Below are 20914 nucleotides of genomic sequence, written 5' to 3'. Positions count from 1 at the left end.
ACGGCCGACGACCTCAGCCGAACGCTCTGCCGAGGCCGGAGTGGTGCGGCGCGGGGTGCGGGTGGGTGCGGTCAGGGGGTTGTGCGCTTGTTGCGGCGGCGCTCGCCGATCTCCCAGGCCATGATGTACTGGCGGATCATCTGGCCGACGTCCTCCTTGGTGTCGAAGGTGAGGATCAGGTGTTCGCCGGGGTCGCCGTACGGGGCCGGCCGCACCGTGTGCACCAGCCCGCTCAGCCGCGCCTCCGCCGTGCCCAGCCACACCGTCGCCTGCACCTCGTCGCCGGGGGCGAGGGTGACCGGCTCGTCGACCCAGCAGCGCAGCCCGCCCTCGCTGATGTCCAGGAGCACGCCTTCCTTCGGCTGGCCGCTGATCGCCGCTTCGAGGCGTACGACGGCCCCCGCCCCGCCGCGCACGAACTCGCGCCGGTTGTCGTGCCGGGCGGGGCCGGTGGGCGCGAGGGTCCAGCGCATCGGCGGTTTGTCGGACACCGCGGTGAGCCGGCAGGGCAGCACGACCCGGCTGCGCGGCGGCGCCCAGAAGATCTCGACCTCCCGGCCGGGTTCGAACATCTGCAGCCCGACCGTCTCCAGCGGGGCGGTCACGGTGAGTGTGCCGCCGTCCACCGATTCCAGTTTCGAGCGCAGATTCAGCCCTTCCCCGACGACGAGGAACACGGGCGTCCCGATCTCCGGCATCTCCACCGCGCCCGCTCCTCCGGCGTTGGAGATCGAACCAGCCGCACCGTTGCTCATCTTTCACCTCTGTGACACGCCACTTCACGACAGACCGGACATCTCTCCCTTCGGCAGCGGGCGCCGCGAAATGAACGGGTGCCGTGGCGAAAAAAGTTCAGCGACGGAGTGCACAGGACGGGCCCGGCGTGCGTCGATGAGGTGTGACCTTCGAGCAATTCGCGTTGGCCCGCCTGCCCAGCCTGCTTCGTTACGCGGTCGTCCTCACCGGCGACCGCGATCTCGCGCAGGACGTGGTGCAGGAGGTGCTGGCCCGGGCCCAGGTCCGGTGGAAACGGATCAGTGACGCGGACTCACCGGAGGCGTACGTCCGGCGCATGGTGCTCAACGAGTACCTGTCGTGGCGGCGCAGCTGGGCGGCCCGGCACGTGCACGCCGCCGGGGAACGGCTGATCGAGCTGGACGACGCCCGGGGCGGGGTCCGTGATCACGCCGACGGTGTGGTCGAGGCGGACGCGCTGTGGCACCGGCTGAAGACTCTCGGGCGCAAGCAGCGGGCCGTGCTGGTGCTGCGCTACTACGAGCAACTGGACGACGACGCGATCGCCGACCTGCTCGGGTGCGCGCCCGCAACGGTACGCAGCCACGCGTCGAGGGCATTGCGGAACCTCCGGCTCGACCACGAGTCGGACCAACGAGTACCTGCCGAGGAGAGGTCGTGACCGAGCACCAGGACCGGCTGCGCGAAGCCTTCACCAAGCACGAGAACGACACGCCGGATCCCGCTGCGGTCTACGCCCGCGTCGAGGAGCTGGCCAAGAAGTACACCTGGCGCCGCCGGGGCGCGCAGGCCGCGGGCGGGGTCGCGCTCAGCGCCGGCCTGATCGCCGGTGTCACGCAGCTCCCGGCGATCCTGCCGGCCGGGCCGCCGGTGGCTCCGGCCGCCACGATCCCGGCGTTCCAGCCGGCGGCCGCGCCCAGCCCGTCGGTGCCGGCGGGGCTGTCCGACGCGGACGCCGAGCAGGGGCTGAAGGCCTACTTCGCGGCGGGGTACGGGTACGACAACGCGCTCCAGCTGGCCGAGCTGTGGAATCTGAACAAGAAGTACGTCGGGGACATCAAGGCGCTCGCCGGGCAGAAACTGCTGGCCGGGGAGACGCTGCCGGTCACGCCGGTGCCGAACCCGACCGGTGAGCCGCCGGTGGAGACCGTGGACGACAAGCGGCGGACCGCGTTCTTCCAGGCCGGCTACGACTACGACGACGCGGTCAAGCTGGCGAAGCTGTGGAAGATCGCTGACCCGTGGGACGCCAAGGCGGAAGGCGGCAAGCGGCTGCTCGCCGGGCAGAAGCTGCCGGTGAAGCCGGACCCGGCGAACGTCCAGACGGCGCTCGAGGGCAAGCGGGTGGACGCGTTCTTCAACGCCGGCTACGACTACGAGGACGCGGCGAAGCTGGCCGGGCTGTGGAAGCTGGACAGCCCGTATTCAGCGAAGATCGAGGGCGGCAAGCGCCTGCTGGCCGGCAAGAAACTGCCGTTCCAGCCATGACCGAGCTGCGCCGGCGCATCGGCTTCGAGATCGAGCTGATGGCCCCTCCGGGGGTCAGCCGGCGCACCCTCGCGGAACACCTGGCCGGGCGCGGTGGGGGCCGTGCCCGGCCGGTCTGGCACCACGACAGCGAACCGTCCCTGGTCCCGGGCCTGGGCCGGTTCCTGCACCTGACCCAGGGGTTCGAGGTGCGCCGGCCGGACGGCGCCCCGCTCTGCACCCTGGTCGACGACGTCACCCTGCTGCACGGGCTGGACCGGAGCGCCCCGGCGATCCCCGGCTGGCACCGGATCCTCACCGACGATCCGCGGCTGCTGCGGCTGCTCGCGGCGCACTGCGATCCGGGCGTGCCGTTGCGTGAGGTCCTGGACCCGGCCGCCCGCCTGTGGGGCGTCACCACCGAACGGCACGGCGACATCGTGCGCCTGAGCGATGCGGCGGGCGTCACCATCGCCCTGGCCTCCCCGGCCGGCGGTGAACGGGAGCGTCCCTGCGAGATCGTCACCCCGCCGCTGTCCGGGAATCATCACGCCGCCCTGTCCGAGCTGCTCGGCGCCGCGCGGGAGCTGGGGTTCACGGTGCCGCACGAGGCCGCTGTGCACCTGCACCTGGACGGCGGGCCGTTCCGTGAGCCGGCGGTGCTGGCCAACCTGGTGCGGCTCTTCGCGTACTGGCGGGAGCCGCTGCGGCGACTGCTGGCCACCAACCCGGCCTGCCGCCGCCTGGCCCCGCTGCCCGCGCCGCTGGTCGACGCCGTCGCCGGAACCCGTACCCCGTCGACGACCGAGATCCGTCAGGCCGCCGAGGCCGGCGAGATCTCCAAGTTCTTCGACGTCAACCTGACCCAGCTGCTCACCGACACACCGATCCGGGACACCGTCGAGATCCGCATCCTGCCCGGCTCCATCGACGCCGGCGAGATCGTCGCCCGGGCCGCGCTGGTCGAGCTCCTCCTCGACCGCTGCCTGGACCCGGCCCCGATCCCCGCGCCGCGAGCGGACGACGACGCGGTGGAGGCGTTGCTGGAGATGGCGGCCGAGGCGATGGCCAGAACCCGGCCATAAACACGCAGGCCTGGCGCGCCACTCACGACCGAAACCGGCGCCCCCGAGAGCGTCGAGCTGCGTACCCCGGTCCTCGAGGACACGGGCCGGTTCCTCACCGACCGGATGGCCCTGGAGGTCGTCGACCGGCGCGGCGACAGCGTGTACCTGCACGCCTGGGACGACTACGAGACCTTCACCGTCAAGGTCACCGCCGCGACGACGTCCGGGCCGGGCCGCACGTGGCTGCGCGCCCGCAGCGCGGAGGCCCTCGACCGGCGGGTGCGTGCCATCGAGGCGGCGGGCCTGGGTGCGGGGTGGAGCGAGGACGAGCCGGGGTACGGCCGGGTCTTCCACTTCACCGATCCGGACGGGCACCCGTTCGGTCTCTACCACGACACCCGGCGGTACGTGGCCTCGGACGCCACCCGCCCGTCGCTGAAGAACCAGGCCGCCCGTTTCCCCGGCCGCGGCGCGAACGTGCGCCGGCTGGACCACGTGAACTTCCTGGCCCGGGACGTGCCGGTGAACGAGGGGTTCCTGGCCGGGGCGCTGACCGGCCGGGCCAGCGAGCAGATCGTCCTCGACGACGGGACCACGGCGGCGGTCTGGTACACGTTCACCGACAAGTCGTCGCCCCGGACCACGAGGTGGTCACCTGGACCGAGACCGAACGCGCCAAGGGCCAGGCGTGGGGCCTCACGACGATCGCGTCCTTCCACACCCACGGCACCCCGCCGGTCGCGTGAGGTTCCGGCGTGTTGAGTTCGGCCGTCCTACGCGCCCGAACTCAACACGCCTAAAAGCCGTCCTCCAAGGAGCGCAGCACCTCGATGACGCTGGCGATGTGCTCGCGCATCGCCGTCTCCGCCTCGGCCGGCTTGCGGTCACGGATCGCCGTGATGATCCGCTCGTGCTGCGGCAGGGAGATCTGCGGCCGGCCCGGCAGCAGGGACAGCATGAACTGGTGCCGGGCCAGCTGGGCCCGCAGCGTCCCGATCAGCCGGTCCGCGGTGGCGTGCCCGGCGATCTGGCGGATCAGGCCGTGCAGCCGCTGGTTGAGATCGCTGTAGCGGCGGTGCTCGCCGGACTCCACGGCCCGCCGCATCAGCCGGCCGATCTCGTCGAGCTCGGCGACCGCCTCGTCGGTGACCCGCTCCGCGGCCTGCGCCGCGGCCAGGCCCTCCAGAACCATCCGGACCTGGGTGATCTCGATCGTCTCGGCGAGCGAGATCTTCCGGACCTGGGCGCCGCGGTTGCGCTGGATCTCGACCAGGCCCTCCCCGGACAGGTCCTGCAGGGCGAGCCGGATGTTGAACCGGCTGACCTTGAACCGCTGGATCAGCTGCGCCTCGACCAGGCGTTCCCCGGGCATGTACTCCCCGGACAGGATCGCGGCGCGCAGCTCGTCCCGCGCGGTGTCCTTGCCCGTGCCGTCCGCCCGGCCCGGTGGCCGGGACCGGCGGGTGCCGGTGAGGTCGTTCTCCGCAGACATGTGATCCCGTCGCCCCAGTGACCAGTGCGGAAACGATACCGTGCACCCGCCGGCGCGAGTACGTCAGAAGGCGACCGGCAGCGACATCAGCCGGTGACCGAACGGCGGGCTCGGCACCCGGTCCGGCGCCTGGTAGGCGGGCCGCAGATCCGGGAACCGGCGCAGCAGGATCCGCAGGCACTCGTCGGTCTCCATCCGGGCCAGCGCGGCGCCCAGACAGTAGTAGGTGCCCATCCCGAAGGCGAGGTGCCGGTTGCGGGGCCGGGTGATGTCGAAGACGTCCGGGTTCTCGAAGACGTCCGGGTCCCGGTTCGCGGCCATCAGGGCGAGGAAGACGTGCTCCCCGGCCGGCACGGTGTGCCCGGCCAGCTCGACCGGCTCGGTGGCGACCCTGCCGATCACCCCGGCCGGGCCGTCGCAGCGCAGCATCTCCTCGACGGCCTGCGGCGTCAGGTCCGGGTCGGCGCGCAGCCGGGCCAGCTGGTCCGGGTGCTCGAAGAGCAGCACGAGGCCGTTGGCGATCAGGTTGGCGGTGGTCTCGTGGCCGGCGAACAGCAGCAGCACACAGTTGGCGACGGCCTCGTCCTCGGTGACGACGCCCTCCGCCTCGGCGGCCATGAACATGCTGAGCACGTCCTCGCGCGGGTTCCGGCGCCGGTCGGCGGCGATCACCCGCAGATAGTCGTGCATCTCCAGCATGCTGCGCTGGGCGTCGCGCAGGCTCGCCAGGTCGCCGTCGCCGAACACCGGCAGGATGTCGCGCGACCACGCCTGCAGTTGCTCGCGGTCGCTGATCGGCATGCCGAGCATCTCGGCGATCACATTGGCGGGCAGCGGGTACGCGAGGTCGCGTACCACGTCCATCTCGCCCTTCGGCGCGACGGCGTCGAGCAGTTCCTCGGTGAACTCCCGCACCCGGGGCCGCAGCCGGTCCACCGTCGCCGGGGTGAAATAGCGTTTGAGCAGCTGCTGGAAGCGGACGTGGTCGGCCGGGACGGTGTGGCCCATCCACATCTCGACGGACCGGCGGACCGGTTCCAGCTCGGCCTGCTCGGCCGGGGTCAGGCGGTTCAGCACCCGCAGCATGTTGGCGCTGTCCATCCGCTTGTCGCGCAGCGCGGCGTTGACGTCGGCGTACCGGGTCAGCAGGTAGGCGCCGAGCTGCGGAAGCCGCGCGAGCGGGCTCTCGGCGCGGATCCGGTGCAGGTAGGCGTTCGGGTCAGCCATGGCCTCCGGGGTGAACAGGTGGTATTCCCGTACTGTCGCGGCATGGTCGCTCATAGCGACGATTATCTATGCGGTACGCCGCCAGCCGTCCAGCACGCGGTCGATGTCGGCACGGATTCGTTCCCGGGCCACGTCCCGCGGGACGCCGGACATCAGCATCTCGTCGTACCCGGTGTCCTCGTGCCGCACCGACGCCACCACCGCCCGGGTCACCGCGTCCGGGTCGAAGGCCCGGCCGGCGGCGCTGCGCCCGACCCGGCCGCTGCCCCGCTCCCCCGTGTGCCGGCTGATCTCCGCGGCCCGCGCCGCCGGGCAGCCCGGGAACAGCCTGGTGATCTCGGCGGCGAGGTCCTCCTGGAACCGCTCGTCGGCGACCTCCCGGCGCTGCGCGTCGCGTTCCCGGCGGCGGGCCCGGACCTCCTCGTCGGACAGGCACTGCTGCTCGGCCAGCTCGATCGCGGCCTCCTCGACGAGCAGGCCCCGGCGTTCGTACCGTTTGCGGCTCCGGTTGAACCGCACCACGACAGCGGAGAGCCGGCTCGCCTTCTTGGCCCGGCGGGTCAGCGTCGCGTCACCGGACGGCAGGAACACCAGGTGGCCGAAGTCGACACAGGTCATGCAGAGGGCGCCGGCGTCCTCCATCATCAGCAGGTCGCCGTCGGTGCGCCCGCAGCCGTCACAGGTGAACTCCTGGAGCGGCTGGACCACCACCAGGTCCGGCGCCTTGCTCTGCTTGGCCTCGATCCGCTCACGCTGCCGCTCCGGCAGGTCCGCCGGCGTCCAGTGGGTGCGGAACGCCTCCTCCCGCGCGGGATCGGCGGCCACGGTGAACTGCAGCGGCTTGCGGTCCCGGGTGGCCGACACGTACTCCACCTGGCCGGCCCGCAACTCCCGGCTCCGCGCCCAGCGGCCGAAGATCTCCAGGACGTCGGCGATCCGGTCGGCCGGAACCGCGGCGAGCGGCTCCAGGACAGCGGGCCGGCCCTGCTTCCACCGCTCCACCTGGACGGGATGCAGCCAGCCCAGGCCGGTCAGCACGTCGAGCGGGCTCACCGTGTGCTGCCGCTCCAGCGCCTGCTCGGCAGCGGTCACCACCCGTCGTTCCAGTTTCGTGACGACCTGCATGACCGACCACTTTATCGGCCGGGCACGGCGGGGAGGGCCAGGGCCACGGCCAGCGGGCCGTCGCGGAGGATCAGGCCGCGGCGGGTGAACTCGGCGAGGACCTCGTCCACGTACCCGGGAGGTTTCGGGCGCAGTCGCTGATGGATGGCGGATATCCCGGTCGGGCGGTCCACACAGGCCAGGTAGACCTCGGCGATCGGGCCGCCGAACGTGTAGCTGCCGGCGCTGTCCGGATGCCGGTCGTCGTCGATCCGCAGCACGCCCGGCGCCGACCGGTACGTCAGCGACGGGCGCGGGTCCCGCCGCCAGGCCCGTGACCAGTCGTCCAGCGCGGTCTGCAGGGGCGCGTACACCTCGGCGGGCAGCTCGTCCGCGGGGTCGTGGTCGAAGAAGTAGGCGAGCCGGTCCAGGTCGAAGCCGGCCGGGTAGACGTGCCGGTAGCCGCGCTGCGGCGTACGGTTCCGGGCGGTCGCGAAGAGGGGGCTGAAGCGTTCCAGCCAGATCCGGCCGGAGCCCTCCGGCGGCTGCAGGTGCGCCAGGTGCGGCACGACGGCGGCCTGCTCGGCGTAGTCGGCCGGGGTCTCGCCCGGGAAACCCCACAGGACGCTCCACGCCACGTCGATGCCGTAGTAGCGGGCCCAGCGCAGCAGGTTCACGTTCTGCGCGGCGCGGACCCCCTTGTCCATCAACGCGAGCACGTGCGAGCTGAGCGACTCCAGCCCGGGTTGCAGCCGGGTCACCCCGCCGTGTGCGAGGGCCCGTAGCTGGGCGCGGGTCAGGTTCGCCTTGGCCTCGTAGAACAGCTCGTAGTCGTGCCGCCCGTCGGCGGCCGCCGGGAACAGCGACGTGAGGTACCGCATGTCGAGGATGTTGTCGACCGCCTCGAACCGCAGCGTGCGGTGCCGGCCGGCCAGAGTGGCCAGCTCGTCCAGCACCCGCCGCGGCGACTTGCTGCGGTAGCTCATCGTGGTCGCGTTGAGCCCGCAGAACGTGCAGTGGTGCCGGGCGCCCCACCAGCAGCCACGGGAGCTCTCGAACGGCAGCCACACCTCCCCGCTCCCGGCCTCCGGCAGCAGGCCCAGCCGTGCGGCCCGGTCGAAGTACTCGTGGTAGTCCGGGGCGGGCAGCGCGTCGAGGTCCCGGTGCGGCGGGGCGGGCGGGCCGGCGCGATCCCGGCGGGCCACCCCCGGCACGGTCGCCGGGTCCCCGCCCTCGGCCAGGACCCGCAGCAGGGCCGGGAACGCCGTGTCCGCCTCCCCGGACACCACCAGGTCGACCGCCTCGACCCGGCGCAGCAGCTCCCGGCCCATCTCGCCGTCGAACCCGGCGCCGCCGAAGACCGTGATCAGGTGCGGGTGCTCCGCCTTGAGCCGCCGGGCCAGCGCGAACGAGGCGGTGTTCTGCTGGAACGTGCAGGTGAAGCCGACGACCTGGACGGCGGCCCAGTCCTGCCCGGCGGCCAGGTCGTCGAGCAGGGCGGGCACGTCCTCGGCGCGGGCGCGCAGCAGCCGGTCCCGTTCGCCGCCGGTGACGCCCAGCTCGTCCAGCAGCCGGCCGCCGGGGTCGGGCGCCCGGTCGCCGAACGCCTCCACCGCGAACAGCCAGTCACCGATCATCGGGCCACGGGCGTCGGCGATCGTACGGTAGAGGTCCGCCCCGATCCGTGCGGCGAGATCGAGGTTGGCGTGCAGCGTCGCGACGTCGAACCCGTGCCCGGCGCCGATCGCCCGGAGCAGGCCGAGCTGGATCGACGGCCGGTCCGCGCTCATGAACGGCATGGCGACCAGCACGGTGCGCACGACCGGTCAGCGGCCGATCTTCATGACCGTGACGTTGACCTGGCGCCGCCCCTTGGCGGCGAACGCGGCGTCGAACTCCTCGGCGACGGCGTCCACCTCGACACTCACGCTGACCACCTCGTCCCGGCCGAAGGCGGTCCGGACCGCGGTGACCAGGGCCCGCAGCAGGTCCGCCGCGGGCATCTCGCCGCGGTCGGCGAGTTCGGCGAGCGCGTCGATGTCGGCACGGCTGACGATTACCTCATCCATGATGTCCCCTCGTCTCCCGGTGCGGGATGGCCGGCGCGGGCCCGGATGGCCGCGGCGCCCGGATGGTCGATCTGGTCGAAGAGGTCGGCTGCGGCCCGCCAGGCGGCGCGGGCCGCCGGGGCGTCGCCGGCCGCGTGGTGCGCGTCGCCGAGCGAGGCCGTGCTGTCCGCCTCGTTGTACCGGTCGTCGAACTCCCGGTACCGGGCGACGGCGGTCCGGTACGCGGCGATCGCCTCCGCGTGCCGGCCCAGGCGCTGGGCGGCGTACCCGAGGCTGTCCCAGGTCTCGGCCTGCCCGAACCGGTCGCCGGCGGCGTCCTGCAGGCGCAGCGCCTCCTGGCAGACGGTGACCGCCTCGGCGTAGTCGCCGAGCATGGCGTGGAACCAGCCGATCGCGTTCAGGGCGCGCCCGCGCCCGGCGAGGTGGCCGGCGGCAGTGAACAGCGCGACCGCCTGCTCGGCGTGCCCGAGCGCCTCCCGGTAGCGGCCCTGCACCTCCAGCAGCCAGGCGTGATAGCGCTGGGTGTGGGCCTGGCCGGTGACGTCCCCGGCCTCGGCGGAGATCCGCAGCGCCGCGGCGAGGTGCCGGCCGGCCTCGTCGAGCCGGTGCAGGCGCAGGTACGAGCAGCCCAGCGACCGGTGGGCGGAGGCGGCCTCGGCCGGGCCCGCGGCAGCGGCCAGCGCGGCGGTCAGCGCCTCGATCGAGTCGTGCCAGCGGCCCTGGTAGGCGAGGTACCGGGTGAGTCCCCAGGCCAGGTGCCACGCCGTCGCGTCGTCGGCGGCGCCGCGCAGCGCGGCCAGCATGACGTGGTACTCCGCGCCGAACCAGGCGAGCGCCTCCGGCAGGCCGGCCGGACGCTCCGGGCGGACCCCGGCGGGCAGCGGCGGCGGCGCGGTCACCGGGTCGTCGCGCATCGGGTTGAGCAGCAGATCCGCGGCGTACGCGCTGTGCACCCAGTAGCCGAGCAGCCGCTGCCGGGCCGCCGTCCGTTCCGGGCCCGGGTCGTCGGTGGCGGACAATTCGGTGGCGTAGGCGCGCAGCAGGTCGTGCAGCGTGTACCGGGTGCCGGCCCGTTCCAGCAGGTGCGCCCGGGTGAGTTCGCCGAGGACCGGGCGGACCTCGCCGGGCGGCGCGCCGGACAGGGCGGCCGCGGCGCTCGCCCCGAGGTCCGGCGCCGGGTGCGCGGCCAGCCGCCGGAACAGGGTCGCCGCGGCCGGGCTGAGCTGCCGGTACGACCAGGAGAACACGGCCCGGACGTTGCTCTCCAGGTCCGGGTCGGTGAACTCGGCGAGCCCGCCCTGCGCCTGCCGCAGCTCGGCGGCCAGCGCGGCGAGCGGCAGGCCCGGCGTGACCGCGGCCCGGGTCGCCACGATCGCGCACGCCAGCGGCAGCCGCGCGCAGCGGGCGACGATCTCGTCGACGGCGGCCGGTTCGGCGGCGACCCGGCCCGCCCCGATGCGCTGCGCGAGCAGTTCCCGGGCCTCCGCGCCGGACGGCAGGTCCAGGGTGATCGGGTGCGCGCCGGACGTGGTGACCAGCCCGGCGAGCCGGTTGCGGCTGGTCACCACGGCGAGGCAGCCGGGCGTGCCGGGCAGCAGCGGCCGGACCTGGTCGGCGTCCCGGGCGTTGTCGAGCAGCAACAGCACCCGGCGGGCGGCCAGCAGGCTGCGGAACAGGCCCACCCGGTCGGCCGGGCCGGCCGGGATCCGGGCGGGCGGGACGGCGAACGCGTCGAGGAAACCGCGGACCGCCTCGTCCGGGGCGAGCGGGGCGGCGGCCGGGTCGAAGCCGCGCAGGTTGACGTAGAGCTGCCCGTCCGGGAAGTGCCGGGCGGCCCGGTGCGCCCAGTGCACGGCCAGGGCGGTCTTGCCGATGCCGGCCATCCCGTCGATCGTCACCGGGCGGCCCGGCGCGTCCCGCCGCAGGGTGTCCAGTTCGCGCAGGGGGGTGGTGCGGCCGGCGAAGCCGTACACGTCCGGCGGCAGCTGGGCCGGGACGGTGACCGGCCGGGCCGGCGGGACGTCCGGCGGCTCGCCACGCAGGATCGTCTCGTGCAGCTCGCGCAGCCGGGGGCCGGGATCGGCGCCGAGCGCGTCGGCCAGCCGGGCGCGGACGGCGGCGTACCGGTCCATCGCCTCGGCGTCCCGGCCGGCGGCGTGCAGCGCCTCCATCAGCAGCGCTTCCAAGGGCTCCGCGAGGGGGTACTCGGTGATCAGCGGCGGGGCGGCGGCGATCACCGCGTCGGCGTGACCGAGGCCCAGTTCGGTGCGCGCCCAGGCGACGACGGCGTCCAGGCGACGCCGGTGCCAGGTCTCGCGGACGCCGTCGGCCCAGTCGCCGGTCAGCGCGGCCAGCGGCGTGCCCCGCCACAGGTCCAGTGCCCGGGCCAGCAGGGCGGCCCGGTCGGCGGGGGCGCGGGACGGGTCGCGGCCCTGGTCGGTGAGGCGGGCGAACCGGTGCAGGTCCACCATGTCCGGATCGAGGTCGAGGACGTAGCCCGCGTACCGCCGGTCGAGGCTGCCGGCGCCGTCGCCGAGTCGCAGCATCCGCCGAATCCGGCTGATGTGCGAATAGAGGACGTTGCGGGCCTCGGCCGGTGGAGCGTCGCCCCAGACCCGGTCGACGAGCGTCTCGATCGCCACGGGTTTGCCGGGGTCGACGGCGAGGGCCGCGAACACGGCCTGCTGCCGCGGGGTGCCGGTGTCGAGCGCCCGGCCCGCGGCGATCACCTGCACTTCCCCGAGCAGCCGCACATCCATCGAAACCCTCGGTGATCATCCGGTGACGCGACGTTTCCGTCTCATGTTTTCCCGGACCGCAAGGTGGCCGCAAGGTACGTGCGCAGATGCCGGGGCGACCGTTCGGACATGTCTGAGAACACCATGCTGATGCTCGGCACCGGCCCGATCTACCTGTCGCACCTTCCGGCCGACGGCGGCCGGCACGATTTCCAGCTCCTCCTCGAAGCGGCGCTCCCGCAGGTGACGGTGGACGCCATGGGCATCGACCGGGCCCGGTGGGGCGACGGCCCGTACACCTTCGACCCCGATCCCGCCGCCGGTCCCGCGCCGCTCGACGGCCCGCCCGCCCCGGGAGCGATGACCGGGGCCATCGTGCGCGGCCACGCCGGGCACGGCGATCCGCCGATGGCCAAAGGCGTGGACCTGCAGGTACGGCGGGTGGTCTGGTACCGGCGCCTGGACGACGGGACCGAACCGGCGACCGCGCTGTCGTACCTCTGCTTCGGCCGTGGCGACCAGGTGTTCCTGGCCCACCGGCGGCACCGGCGCCCCGGCTTCGACCAGGTGCTCAGCGTCCGGTTCGTGCCGGGCACGGTCCGCAACGCCGTCGGCCGTCCGCTCGCCGACGACGTGGCCGAACTGCGGTTCGAGGAGGCGCAGCCGGTCGAGTTCGCCCGCGACGACGGCTTCGCGCGGCGGTTGCGGCCCGGCGAGGTGGCCACCGCCGTGTTCCCGGTGACCAGCTCCCCCAGCGCCGCTCGCGGATTCAGCGTCAGCATCGAGGCCGAACGCGAGCTCTACCTCGACATCGACCGGCGGGACCCGATCAGCTCCACAGGGTGACGTGGATGGACGGTTTGAAGCGGGCCACGTTGATCCCCGTACCCCGCATCATGGCCTGGATGGCCCGCGGCGTCGAGGCGAACCGGGCCAGCTCGGCGGCAGCCGGCGGGCTGCCGCCGTCGGCCAGGATCATCGAGTGCCAGACCTCCTCGATCCCGGTGTGCGGCCCGCAGAACTGCACGAGATGCCCCTTGCGCACCTCCGGCGCCACGGTGAACGACAGCGCCGCCGCCACCCCGCGCCCACGTTTGGCCTCCTCCAGCGCGGCCGCGTGGCTCTGGAAGATCTGCTGCCGGTGGTCCGGCACGCCGAGCCGGCGCAGCAGGGTGGGGATCGCCCCACGGTCGGCGGCCGCGGACGGCCCGAGCAGCCAGGTCTGGTCACGCAGTTGGCGCGGGGACGGCTGGGTGCCGGCGAGCGGATGGTCCGGCCCGGCCACCGTCACGATCTTGTAGTACATCACCGGGCGGGCGGTCACACCCGGCTCCGGTTCGGCCGGCGCCGGGCCGATCGCGATGTCGACGCCCCGCTCGATCAGCGTCTCGGCGAACGAGCCCGGGTTCCGCACACTCAGCTCGACGTCCAGGTCGGCGGCCCGGCTGGCGAACAGCTCGATCAGCCCCGGCGCCGCGTGCTCGGCGAACAGCGACGACGCCCCGACCCGCAGCAGCCGCCGGCCCTGCCCGGCCGCGCTCACCTCCAGGACGGTGATGTCCTGCAGGCCGAGCAGCTCGGTGGCCCGGCTGGCCAGCCGCAGCCCGCCCGGCGTGAACGTCAGGCCGGACGCGGTCCGGGAGAACAGCTGATCACCCAGCTCCCTGCGCAACTGCCCGATGTGCAGCGACACCGCGGACTCGGAGACCTCGAGCTGGGCCGCGGCCTGCTTGACCGAGCCACACCGGACGACGGCGGAATAGGCACGCAACTGTGTGGGGGTCACAGCCCGATGTCCCCTAACGGATTGGGTTGGGCAGTCTCATCCGAAAATGTATCGCGATCAACAACCGTCGAACGCCGCCACACCGGCGATCTTGCCGATCCCGGGCGGGCGGGACACCGCATACCCTGTGCCCCATGCCGACCTTCCAGGCCACCGATGGCGTCGAGATCCACTACGAACAATGGGACGGGCCCTCCGGCCTGCCGCCCGTCCTGCTGCACCACGGCTTCATCGCCAACGGCGTGACCAACTGGGTGCTGCCGGGGGTGGTGGCCGCCCTCACCGCGACCGGCCGCCGGGTCATCACCATCGACGCCCGCGGTCACGGCGAGTCCGGGAAACCGCACGACCCGGCCTTCTACGGCGAGAGCCGGATGGCGTACGACGTCTCCACGCTCCTGGACCTGCTCGGCATCACCCGCGTCGACGTGGCCGGGTACTCGATGGGCGCGATCGTCTCGCTCCTGCTCGCCACCCGGGACCGGCGGGTCCGCCGCCTCGTGATCGGCGGGGTGGGCGCCGCGGTGGTGGAGCTCGGCGGGGTCGACACCCGGGTGATCCCGCCCGCGGACTTCCGCGAGGCCTTCGAGACGGCGGATCCGGCCACCATCACCTCACCGGCGGCGGCCGGGTTCCGGTCCTTCGTGGACGCGGTGGGCGGTGATCGTACGGCCCTCGCCGCGCAAGCCGCCGCGCTGCACGCCGAACCGATCCCCCTCGACACGATCACCGTGCCGACGCTGGTCCTGGCCGGCCGCGACGACGTCCTGGCGACCCGCCCCGAACTGCTGGCCAAGGCCATCCCGGACGCCCGCCTGACCGTCACCGACGGCGACCACCTGGGCGCGGTACGGGTCCCCGAGTTCATCGCCGAGCTGACCGGCTTCCTCAACACGCCATAGGCTCCACGCATGCGGATCGCGTTCGCCAGTGACGACGAGAACGAGACGACCCGGGCCGTCGTGGCCGCCCTCACCGAGGACGGCCACCAGGTGCTGCGCTCGGAGGGGTCGCCGGGCTGGCCCGACCTGGGCCGGTTCGTCGGGCGCGCGGTGGTGGAGGGCCGGGCCGACTACGGCGTCGTCATGTGCTGGACCGGCACCGGCACCGCGATCGCCGCGAACAAGGTCCCCGGGGTCCGCGCCGCCCTGGCCTGGGACCCGTGGATCGCTCGTGGCGCCCGGCTCTGGAACGACGCGAACGTCCTGGCGATGAGCCTGAAACGGCTCGCCCCGGACGTGGCCGTCGAGGTGCTGCGGGCCTTCCTCGACACATCCGAGCCGGATCCGGACGAGGCCGCGAACATCGCCGCGCTGGAGCCCTGACACATATCGCGGGCGTATCGAAAAGCGCATACGCCCTCGCAACGGCAGGTCGGCTCTCCTCTTCACCATGCGCAAGAACGTCTTCCGGTACGCCGTCCCACTGGTCCTCGGACTGGCCGGGGCGGCGTACGCCGTACGCCGCCCGCTCCTGATGGCCGCTCCACGGTGCCTGGCCGGGCACTGGCACGGCTGCTACGACACCGAGAACGGCGTCGTGCTGATGACACTGGTGGGCCTGCCTCTCGCGGTCGCCGTCGCGGGCCTGCTGGCGTGGTTGCGGAACGGGTGGCGGCTGCCGCTGGCCGAGGTGGGCATGGTGTACGGGACGGTGCCGTTCGTCTGGCTGACGCTGATGCCCGGGCCGGGCGCCGGAACCGTGCCCGGCCGGGTGAGCCTCGTCCCGCTGCGCGACCTGATCACGATGGGGCCGCTCGGCATCGGCGGCAACCTGCTGATCTTCGCGGCGCTCGGGTTCTTCGCCCCGATCCGGTTCGCCGCGTGCGCATCAGTGCCGCGGGTCCTGGCGCTCGGCGCGGGCTGCTCGGCACTGGTCGAGACCGCCCAGCACGTGTTCCGGCTCGACCGGGTGTCGTCGGTGGATGACATCCTGGTCAACGCGGCCGGCGCGGTGCTGGCCGGACTGCTGTCCCGCCGGTGGTGGAGCCGTGCCGAGCAGAAGGCCGAGGCATGCGTGTACTGATCGTGGAGGACGAGCCGGACCTGGCCGCGGCGGTGCGGGACGGTCTGCGGCTGGAGGCGATCGCCGCCGACATCGCCGGTGACGGCGACACCGCCCTGGAGCTGCTCGCCGTCAACGCGTACGACCTCGCCGTCCTGGACCGGGACATCCCCGGGCCGTCCGGGGACGAGGTGGCCCGCCGGATCGTCGCCTCCGGCAGCGGCATCCCGATCCTGATGCTGACCGCCGCCGACCGGATCGACGACAAGGCGTCCGGTTTCCAGCTCGGCGCCGACGACTACCTGACCAAACCGTTCGACCTACGGGAGCTGGTGCTGCGGCTGCGGGCCCTCGACCGCCGGCGCGGGCACGCCCGTCCCCCGGTCCTCCAGATCGCCGGGCTGCGGGTCGACCCGTTCCGCCGGGAGGTGTTCCGTGACGGCAGGTACGTGGCCCTGACCCGCAAGCAGTTCGCCGTGCTGGAGGTCCTGGTCGCCGCCGAGGGTGGCGTGGTCAGCGCCGAGGACCTGCTCGAACGCGCCTGGGACGAGAACGCCGACCCGCTCACCAACGCCGTCCGGATCACCGTGTCGGCGCTGCGCAAACGCCTCGGCGAGCCGTGGCTGATCGCCACCGTGCCGGGCGTCGGCTACCGCATCGGCGCCGGATGAGCGCCCGGCTCAAACTCACCCTCAGCTACGCCGCGTTCCTGATGCTGGCCGGCGCGCTGCTGCTCGCCGCGGTGTGGCTGTTCCTGCTCCGGTACGTCCCCGACCAGGCCCTCATGATCAGCGCCGACGCCTCGCTGCACGGCGTCTTCCCGGTCCGGTCCAACCTGCTGCGCGCGTTCGCCCCCAAAGCGGCCGCCGTGCTCGGCCTGCTGCTGGTGTTCGGCATGGCCGGCGGCTGGGTCCTGGCCGGCCGGATGCTGGCGCCACTGACCCGGATCAGCGCGGCGGCCCGGGCCGCCGGCGACGGGTCGCTGTCGCACCGGATCGGGATGACCGGCCGCCGCGACGAGTTCCGGGACCTCGCCGACACCTTCGACACGATGCTCGACCGGCTCGAATCGCACGTCGCCGAGCAGCAGCGGTTCGCCGCGAACGCCTCGCACGAGCTGCGTACCCCGCTCGCCGTCTCCCGGGCCCTGCTCGACGTCGCCCTCCGCGACCCCCGGCACGATCCTGAGCTGCTGCGACGGCTGCACGCCGCCAACACCCGCGCGATCGATCTCACCGAGGCCCTGCTGCTGCTCAGCCGCGGCAGCTTCACGACCGAGCCGGTCGACCTGTCGCTGCTGGCCGAGGAGGCCGCCGAGACCCTGCTGCCGCTGGCCGAGCAGCGTGGCGTCACCCTGGACGTCACCGGTGAGGCGGCCCCGGTCAGCGGCTCCCCGGAACTGCTGCTGCGCGTCGTGACGAACCTCGTCCAGAACGCCATCGTGCACAACGTTCCCGGCGGCGCCGCGACGGTCCACACCGCGGCCGATGGCGTGCTCCGGGTCGCGAACACCGGTCCCCGGCTCGACGCCGCCCTGATCCCCACCCTGGTGGAGCCGTTCCGGCGCGGCGCCGACCGGGTCCGCACCGGCGACCACGGCGGGGTGGGACTGGGCCTGGCCATCGTCCACAGCATCGTCCGCGCCCACCACGGCTCCCTCGATCTGACCCCGAACCCGTCCGGCGGCCTGGAGGTCACGGTCCGCCTCCTCTCTGACCCCGGCCCCGTTTTCAGCGGCGGCGTGGGGACCACCGTCCGCCAGTGACGGCCGGTCAGGGGATCAGCAGGCCCCACTGGACGGCCCACGGGATGAACAGCAGCCCGCCGGCCAGCAGCAGGGCCGGCCGGATCCGGTCGGCGGCGCGGTGGCGCAGCAGGGTGTACCCGACGGCGGCGGTGGCCACCACTGTCGCGCAGGCCAGCAGTTGCAGGGCCAGCCACACGACCGGGCGGCCCAGCAGCACCGGGCCGGTGATCTTGGCGGCGGTGGCGAGCAGCACCAGCAGGTACATCAGGGTGCCGGCGACGGTGACCGGGCCGAGCAGGGCGAGCCAGCGGGCGGCCCGGAAGCCCTTGACCCGGCGGCGGATGATCAGAGCGGTGAGCATGATCACCACTGTCAGCAGCAGGAACACGGGCGAGAGCGGGTCGCCGACGGACGGCGCGGCCGGCTCCGGGCCGAAGTCACCGGCGGTGGCGCTCGCCGCTCCCGGGTCGGCGATCCAGCGCGCCTCCACGTCGCCGTAACCGTCCGGCAGGTCCGGCAGGCGGTCGAACCCGTCGTCGGCGGTCCGGTGCAGGTTGTGGTTCGCGCCGTCGACGATCCGGACGGTGTGCCGGGTGTTCCCGCCGCGCTCCAGGGCCTCGCGGATCAGCCGGCTGCTCTCGCCGGGCACCGCGTCCCGGTCCAGGCGGCCCCACTGGGCGAGCACCGGCTGGCGGACCCCCTGCCAATGCGCCGGCGGGTCGAACCCGGCCTCGGCGAAGATGCCCGCGCCGATCGCGGTGCGGACGGTGACCCCGCGCATGGTGCCCGGCAGGGAGCCGCCGACTCCGGCGTGCCGCAGGTAGGTGCCGTACGCCCAAGCGGTCTGCTTCGCCGGGGTGACCCCGACCGCGCCGACCGTGACCAGGAACTTCACGTCGGTGGACCGGTTCGCGGCGATCGGGGCGACGAACGCGCCCTCGGACAGCCCCCACAGACCGGTCCGCTCCGGGTCGACGTCCGGCCGCGACCGCAACATCCGCAGCCCGGCCAGGGCGTCGTCGGCGAGCAGCCGGTAGTCGCGGTCCAGCATCGAATAGCCCTCGGTGCGCTTGTCGTACACCAGCGTCGTGATGCCGTGCCGGGCGTACGCGCGCGCCTCCGGCATCAGGTACTCCCGGCCGCGGTTGCCCGCGCCCTCCAGCATCACGATCGCCGGCCGCCGGTCCCGTCCCGCCGCATCGGCCGGCGTCAGCACCGTGCCGTGCAGGGTCACGCCGCCGGCGCCGGCGAAGTCGACAGCGGTGGCGATCACGTCCCCGGTGTCGGCGTGGGCCGGCGCCGGCACCGCGACGGCCAGCGCCACCAGCACGGCTGTGACGATCTTTCGCATCTGAGTCTCCCCGGTTCGATCTCGGTGCTGCCGGGATTCAGACTCGTCGCTGCGCCACCCCCGCGGACAGGGCGCGCGCCCCCGGAACCGTAGGGGTGCAGACACCCTGTCGGCGGCATCGACGCCGCTCTACTGTCGGTGCGGTGAAGAGGATGCGGAGTCATGGACGAGACCTGGGCCGGCTGGCGGTGAGCGCGGCGATCGGGCTGCCCGCGCCGGTGCTGTTGTTCCTCGCCGTGGCATCGATACCGGCGAGCGTGGTGGCCGGCCTGGGCGTGGCGCTGTTCGCGGCCACCGTGTGGGCGACCCGCCGGCTCGCCGGGCTGCAGCGCCGCCGGGCCGCCGCGGTGCTCGGGGTCGCGGTGCCGGCGCCGTACCGGGCACTGCCCGCCGGGATGCTCCCCCGGCTCCGGATCGTCCTGCGTGACCGGGCGACCTGGTTCGACTTCGTCTGGGCAGCCGGCCAGTTCGCCGCCGGGTTGGGCAGCCTGGTGCTGGCGGCCACGCTGTGGCTCGGCGCGGCGCAGTGCCTGACGGCACCCGTGCTGCTGGCGCTGCTGCCGGAGACTTCGGGGTACGACCCACTGGTGCTGGAGCTGACCGGCCGGTCGCCGCTGTTCAGCTGGCTGCTGGTGCCGGCCGGGGCGGGGCTCGCCCTCCTCGCGTACCGGCTGCCCCGCCACCTGGTCCACCTCCAGGCCCGTCTCGCGGCCGCCCTGCTCGGCCCCAGTTCCCGGGCGGTGCTGACCGAACGGGTCGACCGGCTCACCGTCGCCCGCGCCGCCACCGTCGACGCCTCCGCCGCCGAACTCCGCCGCATCGAACGGGACCTGCACGACGGCGCCCAGGCGCGGCTGGTCGCGATGTCGATGAGCCTCGGCGTCGCCGAAGACGTCATCGACACCGACCCGGCCGGCGCGAAAGCCCTGGTCGCGGAAGCCCGGGCCGGTGCGGGCACGGCGCTGGCCGAACTGCGCGATCTGGTACGGGGAATCCACCCGCCCGTCCTCGCCGACCGGGGCCTGGCCGCCGCCGTCGAGGCTCTGGTGCTGAACACCTCGTACCCCGCCGACCTTGACCTGCGGCTGGACCGGCGGCTCGCCGCCCCGGTCGAGGCGGCGGCCTACTTCGCCGTCGCCGAGGCGCTCGCCAACGCCGGCCGGCACAGCGGCGCCACCCGCGTCCAGGTGACCATCCACGACTCCGGCCCGGCCCTGCGCATCACCGTCCGCGACGACGGGCACGGCGGCGCCGACCCGTCCCGCGGCACCGGCCTGCTCGGCATCCAGCGCCGGATGTCGGCCTTCGACGGCGAGCTGCGGGTCAGCAGCCCGTCCGGTGGCCCGACCGTCCTCGACATGGAGCTGCCGTGCGCGTCCTGATCGCCGAGGACCAGGCGCTGCTGCGCGACGGCCTCACCCGCATGCTGACGGCGTACGGCTTCGAGGTGGTCGCCACCGTCGCCGAGGGCCCCGGCCTGGCCGGCACGCTCGCCGAGATCCGCCCCGACGTCGCCGTCGTCGACGTCCGGCTGCCACCGACCTTCACCGACGAGGGGTTGCGCGCCGCCCTCGCCGCCCGCGAGCGGGTGCACGGCCTGCCCGTGCTGGTCCTCTCCCAGTACGTCGAACGCCTCTACGCCCGGGAACTGCTGGCCGACCGCGCCGGCGCCGTCGGTTACCTGCTCAAGGACCGGGTCGGCGACGTCCGCCAGTTCGTCGCCGCGCTGCGCCAGGTCGCCGCCGGCGGCACCGTCATCGACCCGGACGTGGTCGCCGGCCTGCTGCACAACCGCGACAACCTGACCGACCTGACCCCGCGCGAACAGGACGTCCTGCGCCTGATGGCCGAGGGCCACTCCAACGCCGCCGTCGCCACCCACCTCACCATCACCGAGAAGTCGGTGAGCAACCTGATCAACGCCCTCTTCGCGAAGCTGGGCCTCCCCCCGTCGAGCAGCCACCACCGCCGGGTCCTGGCCGTCCTCGCCTACCTCGACGACCGCGTCCGCTGACAGCCCGCCCGCACACGGACGACATGATCCGCGGAACTTCGGGCACGTCCGGCAATCGATCGTCGCCACTGCGCATCGGCGGCAAGGCGCGG

General features: G+C 73.6%; 21 protein-coding genes. 12 read left to right on the top strand and 9 right to left on the bottom strand.

Annotated features, from left to right (window positions below):
* Positions 1-71 precede the first annotated feature (71 nt).
* The gene (locus ACZ3II_RS17540; RefSeq protein WP_465518686.1) at positions 72-755 is read right to left on the bottom strand and encodes a PilZ domain-containing protein; all 684 of its coding nucleotides are present in this window, start codon (positions 753-755) and stop codon (positions 72-74) included.
* Between the two features lie 143 nt (positions 756-898).
* On the opposite strand from ACZ3II_RS17540, the gene ACZ3II_RS17535 reads away from it, so the two are divergent.
* From ACZ3II_RS17535 to ACZ3II_RS17520, 4 genes are all read left to right on the top strand, one after another.
* The gene (locus ACZ3II_RS17535; RefSeq protein ID WP_465518685.1) at positions 899-1417 is read left to right on the top strand and encodes a SigE family RNA polymerase sigma factor; all 519 of its coding nucleotides are present in this window, start codon (positions 899-901) and stop codon (positions 1415-1417) included.
* Positions 1414-2244 (top strand): hypothetical protein, encoded by an 831-nt coding sequence (locus ACZ3II_RS17530; RefSeq protein ID WP_465518684.1) that lies wholly within the window; start codon positions 1414-1416, stop codon positions 2242-2244. The genes ACZ3II_RS17535 and ACZ3II_RS17530 overlap by 4 nt, the downstream gene beginning before the upstream one ends.
* Positions 2241-3308, top strand: coding sequence for an amidoligase family protein (locus tag ACZ3II_RS17525; RefSeq protein ID WP_465518683.1), 1068 nt, complete (start codon positions 2241-2243; stop codon positions 3306-3308). Before ACZ3II_RS17530 ends, ACZ3II_RS17525 begins: the two co-directional genes overlap by 4 nt.
* 105 nt (positions 3309-3413) lie before the next feature.
* A complete protein-coding gene (locus ACZ3II_RS17520; RefSeq protein ID WP_465518682.1) occupies positions 3414-4052 on the top strand; it encodes a hypothetical protein in 639 nt (212 codons plus the stop codon).
* A gap of 34 nt (positions 4053-4086) precedes the next feature.
* On the opposite strand, the gene ACZ3II_RS17515 is transcribed toward ACZ3II_RS17520, so the two are convergent.
* The 6 genes from ACZ3II_RS17515 to ACZ3II_RS17490 form a co-directional block, all read right to left on the bottom strand.
* Positions 4087-4782, bottom strand: coding sequence for a GntR family transcriptional regulator (locus ACZ3II_RS17515; RefSeq protein ID WP_465518681.1), 696 nt, complete (start codon positions 4780-4782; stop codon positions 4087-4089).
* Positions 4783-4845: 63 nt separating this feature from the next.
* Entirely contained in the window at positions 4846-6063 is a 1218-nt protein-coding gene (locus ACZ3II_RS17510) for a cytochrome P450 (RefSeq protein WP_465518680.1), read from the bottom strand.
* A 12-nt stretch (positions 6064-6075) separates the two neighbouring features.
* Complete coding sequence (locus tag ACZ3II_RS17505) at positions 6076-7134, bottom strand: DUF2293 domain-containing protein (RefSeq protein ID WP_465518679.1); 1059 nt, start codon at positions 7132-7134, stop codon at positions 6076-6078.
* Between the two features lie 11 nt (positions 7135-7145).
* Positions 7146-8933: a RiPP maturation radical SAM C-methyltransferase gene (locus tag ACZ3II_RS17500; protein WP_465518678.1), complete on the bottom strand. Its 1788-nt coding sequence runs from the start codon at positions 8931-8933 to the stop codon at positions 7146-7148.
* A 6-nt stretch (positions 8934-8939) separates the two neighbouring features.
* Positions 8940-9182: a hypothetical protein gene (locus tag ACZ3II_RS17495; RefSeq protein ID WP_465518677.1), complete on the bottom strand. Its 243-nt coding sequence runs from the start codon at positions 9180-9182 to the stop codon at positions 8940-8942.
* Positions 9170-11941, bottom strand: coding sequence for an AfsR/SARP family transcriptional regulator (locus tag ACZ3II_RS17490; RefSeq protein WP_465518676.1), 2772 nt, complete (start codon positions 11939-11941; stop codon positions 9170-9172). Before ACZ3II_RS17490 ends, ACZ3II_RS17495 begins: the two co-directional genes overlap by 13 nt.
* 108 nt (positions 11942-12049) lie before the next feature.
* On the opposite strand from ACZ3II_RS17490, the gene ACZ3II_RS17485 reads away from it, so the two are divergent.
* On the top strand, positions 12050-12766 hold the full coding sequence (locus ACZ3II_RS17485) for a hypothetical protein (RefSeq protein WP_465518675.1): 717 nt from the start codon (positions 12050-12052) through the stop codon (positions 12764-12766).
* Here ACZ3II_RS17485 and ACZ3II_RS17480 read toward each other — a convergent pair.
* Positions 12750-13706, bottom strand: a complete 957-nt coding sequence (locus ACZ3II_RS17480) for a LysR family transcriptional regulator (protein WP_465518674.1) — start codon at positions 13704-13706, stop codon at positions 12750-12752. The two genes, ACZ3II_RS17485 and ACZ3II_RS17480, sit on opposite strands and share 17 nt — an antisense overlap.
* 134 nt (positions 13707-13840) lie before the next feature.
* Between ACZ3II_RS17480 and ACZ3II_RS17475 the strand changes: the two genes are divergently transcribed.
* The 5 genes from ACZ3II_RS17475 to ACZ3II_RS17455 all read left to right on the top strand — a co-directional run bounded on the left by ACZ3II_RS17475 (position 13841) and on the right by ACZ3II_RS17455 (position 17475).
* Complete coding sequence (locus ACZ3II_RS17475; RefSeq protein ID WP_465518673.1) at positions 13841-14608, top strand: alpha/beta fold hydrolase; 768 nt, start codon at positions 13841-13843, stop codon at positions 14606-14608.
* A gap of 9 nt (positions 14609-14617) precedes the next feature.
* Positions 14618-15031, top strand: coding sequence for an RpiB/LacA/LacB family sugar-phosphate isomerase (locus tag ACZ3II_RS17470; RefSeq protein WP_465518672.1), 414 nt, complete (start codon positions 14618-14620; stop codon positions 15029-15031).
* A gap of 67 nt (positions 15032-15098) precedes the next feature.
* Positions 15099-15731, top strand: a complete 633-nt coding sequence (locus tag ACZ3II_RS17465; protein ID WP_465518671.1) for a VanZ family protein — start codon at positions 15099-15101, stop codon at positions 15729-15731.
* On the top strand, positions 15719-16381 hold the full coding sequence (locus tag ACZ3II_RS17460; RefSeq protein ID WP_465518670.1) for a response regulator transcription factor: 663 nt from the start codon (positions 15719-15721) through the stop codon (positions 16379-16381). The genes ACZ3II_RS17465 and ACZ3II_RS17460 overlap by 13 nt, the downstream gene beginning before the upstream one ends.
* Positions 16378-17475, top strand: coding sequence for a sensor histidine kinase (locus ACZ3II_RS17455; RefSeq protein ID WP_465518669.1), 1098 nt, complete (start codon positions 16378-16380; stop codon positions 17473-17475). The genes ACZ3II_RS17460 and ACZ3II_RS17455 overlap by 4 nt, the downstream gene beginning before the upstream one ends.
* Before the next feature lie 7 nt (positions 17476-17482).
* Here ACZ3II_RS17455 and ACZ3II_RS17450 read toward each other — a convergent pair whose 3' ends face one another.
* A complete protein-coding gene (locus ACZ3II_RS17450; protein WP_465518668.1) occupies positions 17483-18808 on the bottom strand; it encodes an alpha/beta hydrolase family protein in 1326 nt (441 codons plus the stop codon).
* Positions 18809-18960: 152 nt separating this feature from the next.
* Between ACZ3II_RS17450 and ACZ3II_RS17445 the strand changes: the two genes are divergently transcribed.
* Positions 18961-20190, top strand: a complete 1230-nt coding sequence (locus ACZ3II_RS17445) for a sensor histidine kinase (RefSeq protein WP_465518926.1) — start codon at positions 18961-18963, stop codon at positions 20188-20190.
* Positions 20178-20822 carry a response regulator gene (locus ACZ3II_RS17440; protein WP_465518667.1) on the top strand — a complete coding sequence of 215 codons (645 nt, stop codon included), beginning with the start codon at positions 20178-20180 and terminating at the stop codon, positions 20820-20822. The genes ACZ3II_RS17445 and ACZ3II_RS17440 overlap by 13 nt, the downstream gene beginning before the upstream one ends.
* Positions 20823-20914 lie beyond the last annotated feature (92 nt).

This window comes from Actinoplanes sp. NPDC019969, from assembly GCF_055562375.1.
This window is presented reverse-complemented; position numbering and strand designations above follow the sequence as displayed.

Excerpts from the sequence above, each read along its gene's own strand:
- ACZ3II_RS17540 (WP_465518686.1), bottom strand. The coding sequence starts at position 755 with ATGAGCAACGGTGCGGCTGGTTCGATCTCCAACGCCGGAGGAGCGGGC.
- ACZ3II_RS17525 (WP_465518683.1), top strand. The coding sequence starts at position 2,241 with ATGACCGAGCTGCGCCGGCGCATCGGCTTCGAGATCGAGCTGATGGCC.
- ACZ3II_RS17520 (WP_465518682.1), top strand. The coding sequence starts at position 3,414 with ATGGCCCTGGAGGTCGTCGACCGGCGCGGCGACAGCGTGTACCTGCAC.
- ACZ3II_RS17515 (WP_465518681.1), bottom strand. The coding sequence starts at position 4,782 with ATGTCTGCGGAGAACGACCTCACCGGCACCCGCCGGTCCCGGCCACCG.
- ACZ3II_RS17510 (WP_465518680.1), bottom strand. The coding sequence starts at position 6,063 with ATGAGCGACCATGCCGCGACAGTACGGGAATACCACCTGTTCACCCCG.
- ACZ3II_RS17505 (WP_465518679.1), bottom strand. The coding sequence starts at position 7,134 with ATGCAGGTCGTCACGAAACTGGAACGACGGGTGGTGACCGCTGCCGAG.
- ACZ3II_RS17495 (WP_465518677.1), bottom strand. The coding sequence starts at position 9,182 with ATGGATGAGGTAATCGTCAGCCGTGCCGACATCGACGCGCTCGCCGAA.
- ACZ3II_RS17490 (WP_465518676.1), bottom strand. The coding sequence starts at position 11,941 with ATGGATGTGCGGCTGCTCGGGGAAGTGCAGGTGATCGCCGCGGGCCGG.
- ACZ3II_RS17485 (WP_465518675.1), top strand. The coding sequence starts at position 12,050 with ATGTCTGAGAACACCATGCTGATGCTCGGCACCGGCCCGATCTACCTG.
- ACZ3II_RS17475 (WP_465518673.1), top strand. The coding sequence starts at position 13,841 with ATGCCGACCTTCCAGGCCACCGATGGCGTCGAGATCCACTACGAACAA.
- ACZ3II_RS17470 (WP_465518672.1), top strand. The coding sequence starts at position 14,618 with ATGCGGATCGCGTTCGCCAGTGACGACGAGAACGAGACGACCCGGGCC.
- ACZ3II_RS17465 (WP_465518671.1), top strand. The coding sequence starts at position 15,099 with ATGCGCAAGAACGTCTTCCGGTACGCCGTCCCACTGGTCCTCGGACTG.
- ACZ3II_RS17460 (WP_465518670.1), top strand. The coding sequence starts at position 15,719 with ATGCGTGTACTGATCGTGGAGGACGAGCCGGACCTGGCCGCGGCGGTG.
- ACZ3II_RS17455 (WP_465518669.1), top strand. The coding sequence starts at position 16,378 with ATGAGCGCCCGGCTCAAACTCACCCTCAGCTACGCCGCGTTCCTGATG.
- ACZ3II_RS17450 (WP_465518668.1), bottom strand. The coding sequence starts at position 18,808 with ATGCGAAAGATCGTCACAGCCGTGCTGGTGGCGCTGGCCGTCGCGGTG.
- ACZ3II_RS17445 (WP_465518926.1), top strand. The coding sequence starts at position 18,961 with ATGCGGAGTCATGGACGAGACCTGGGCCGGCTGGCGGTGAGCGCGGCG.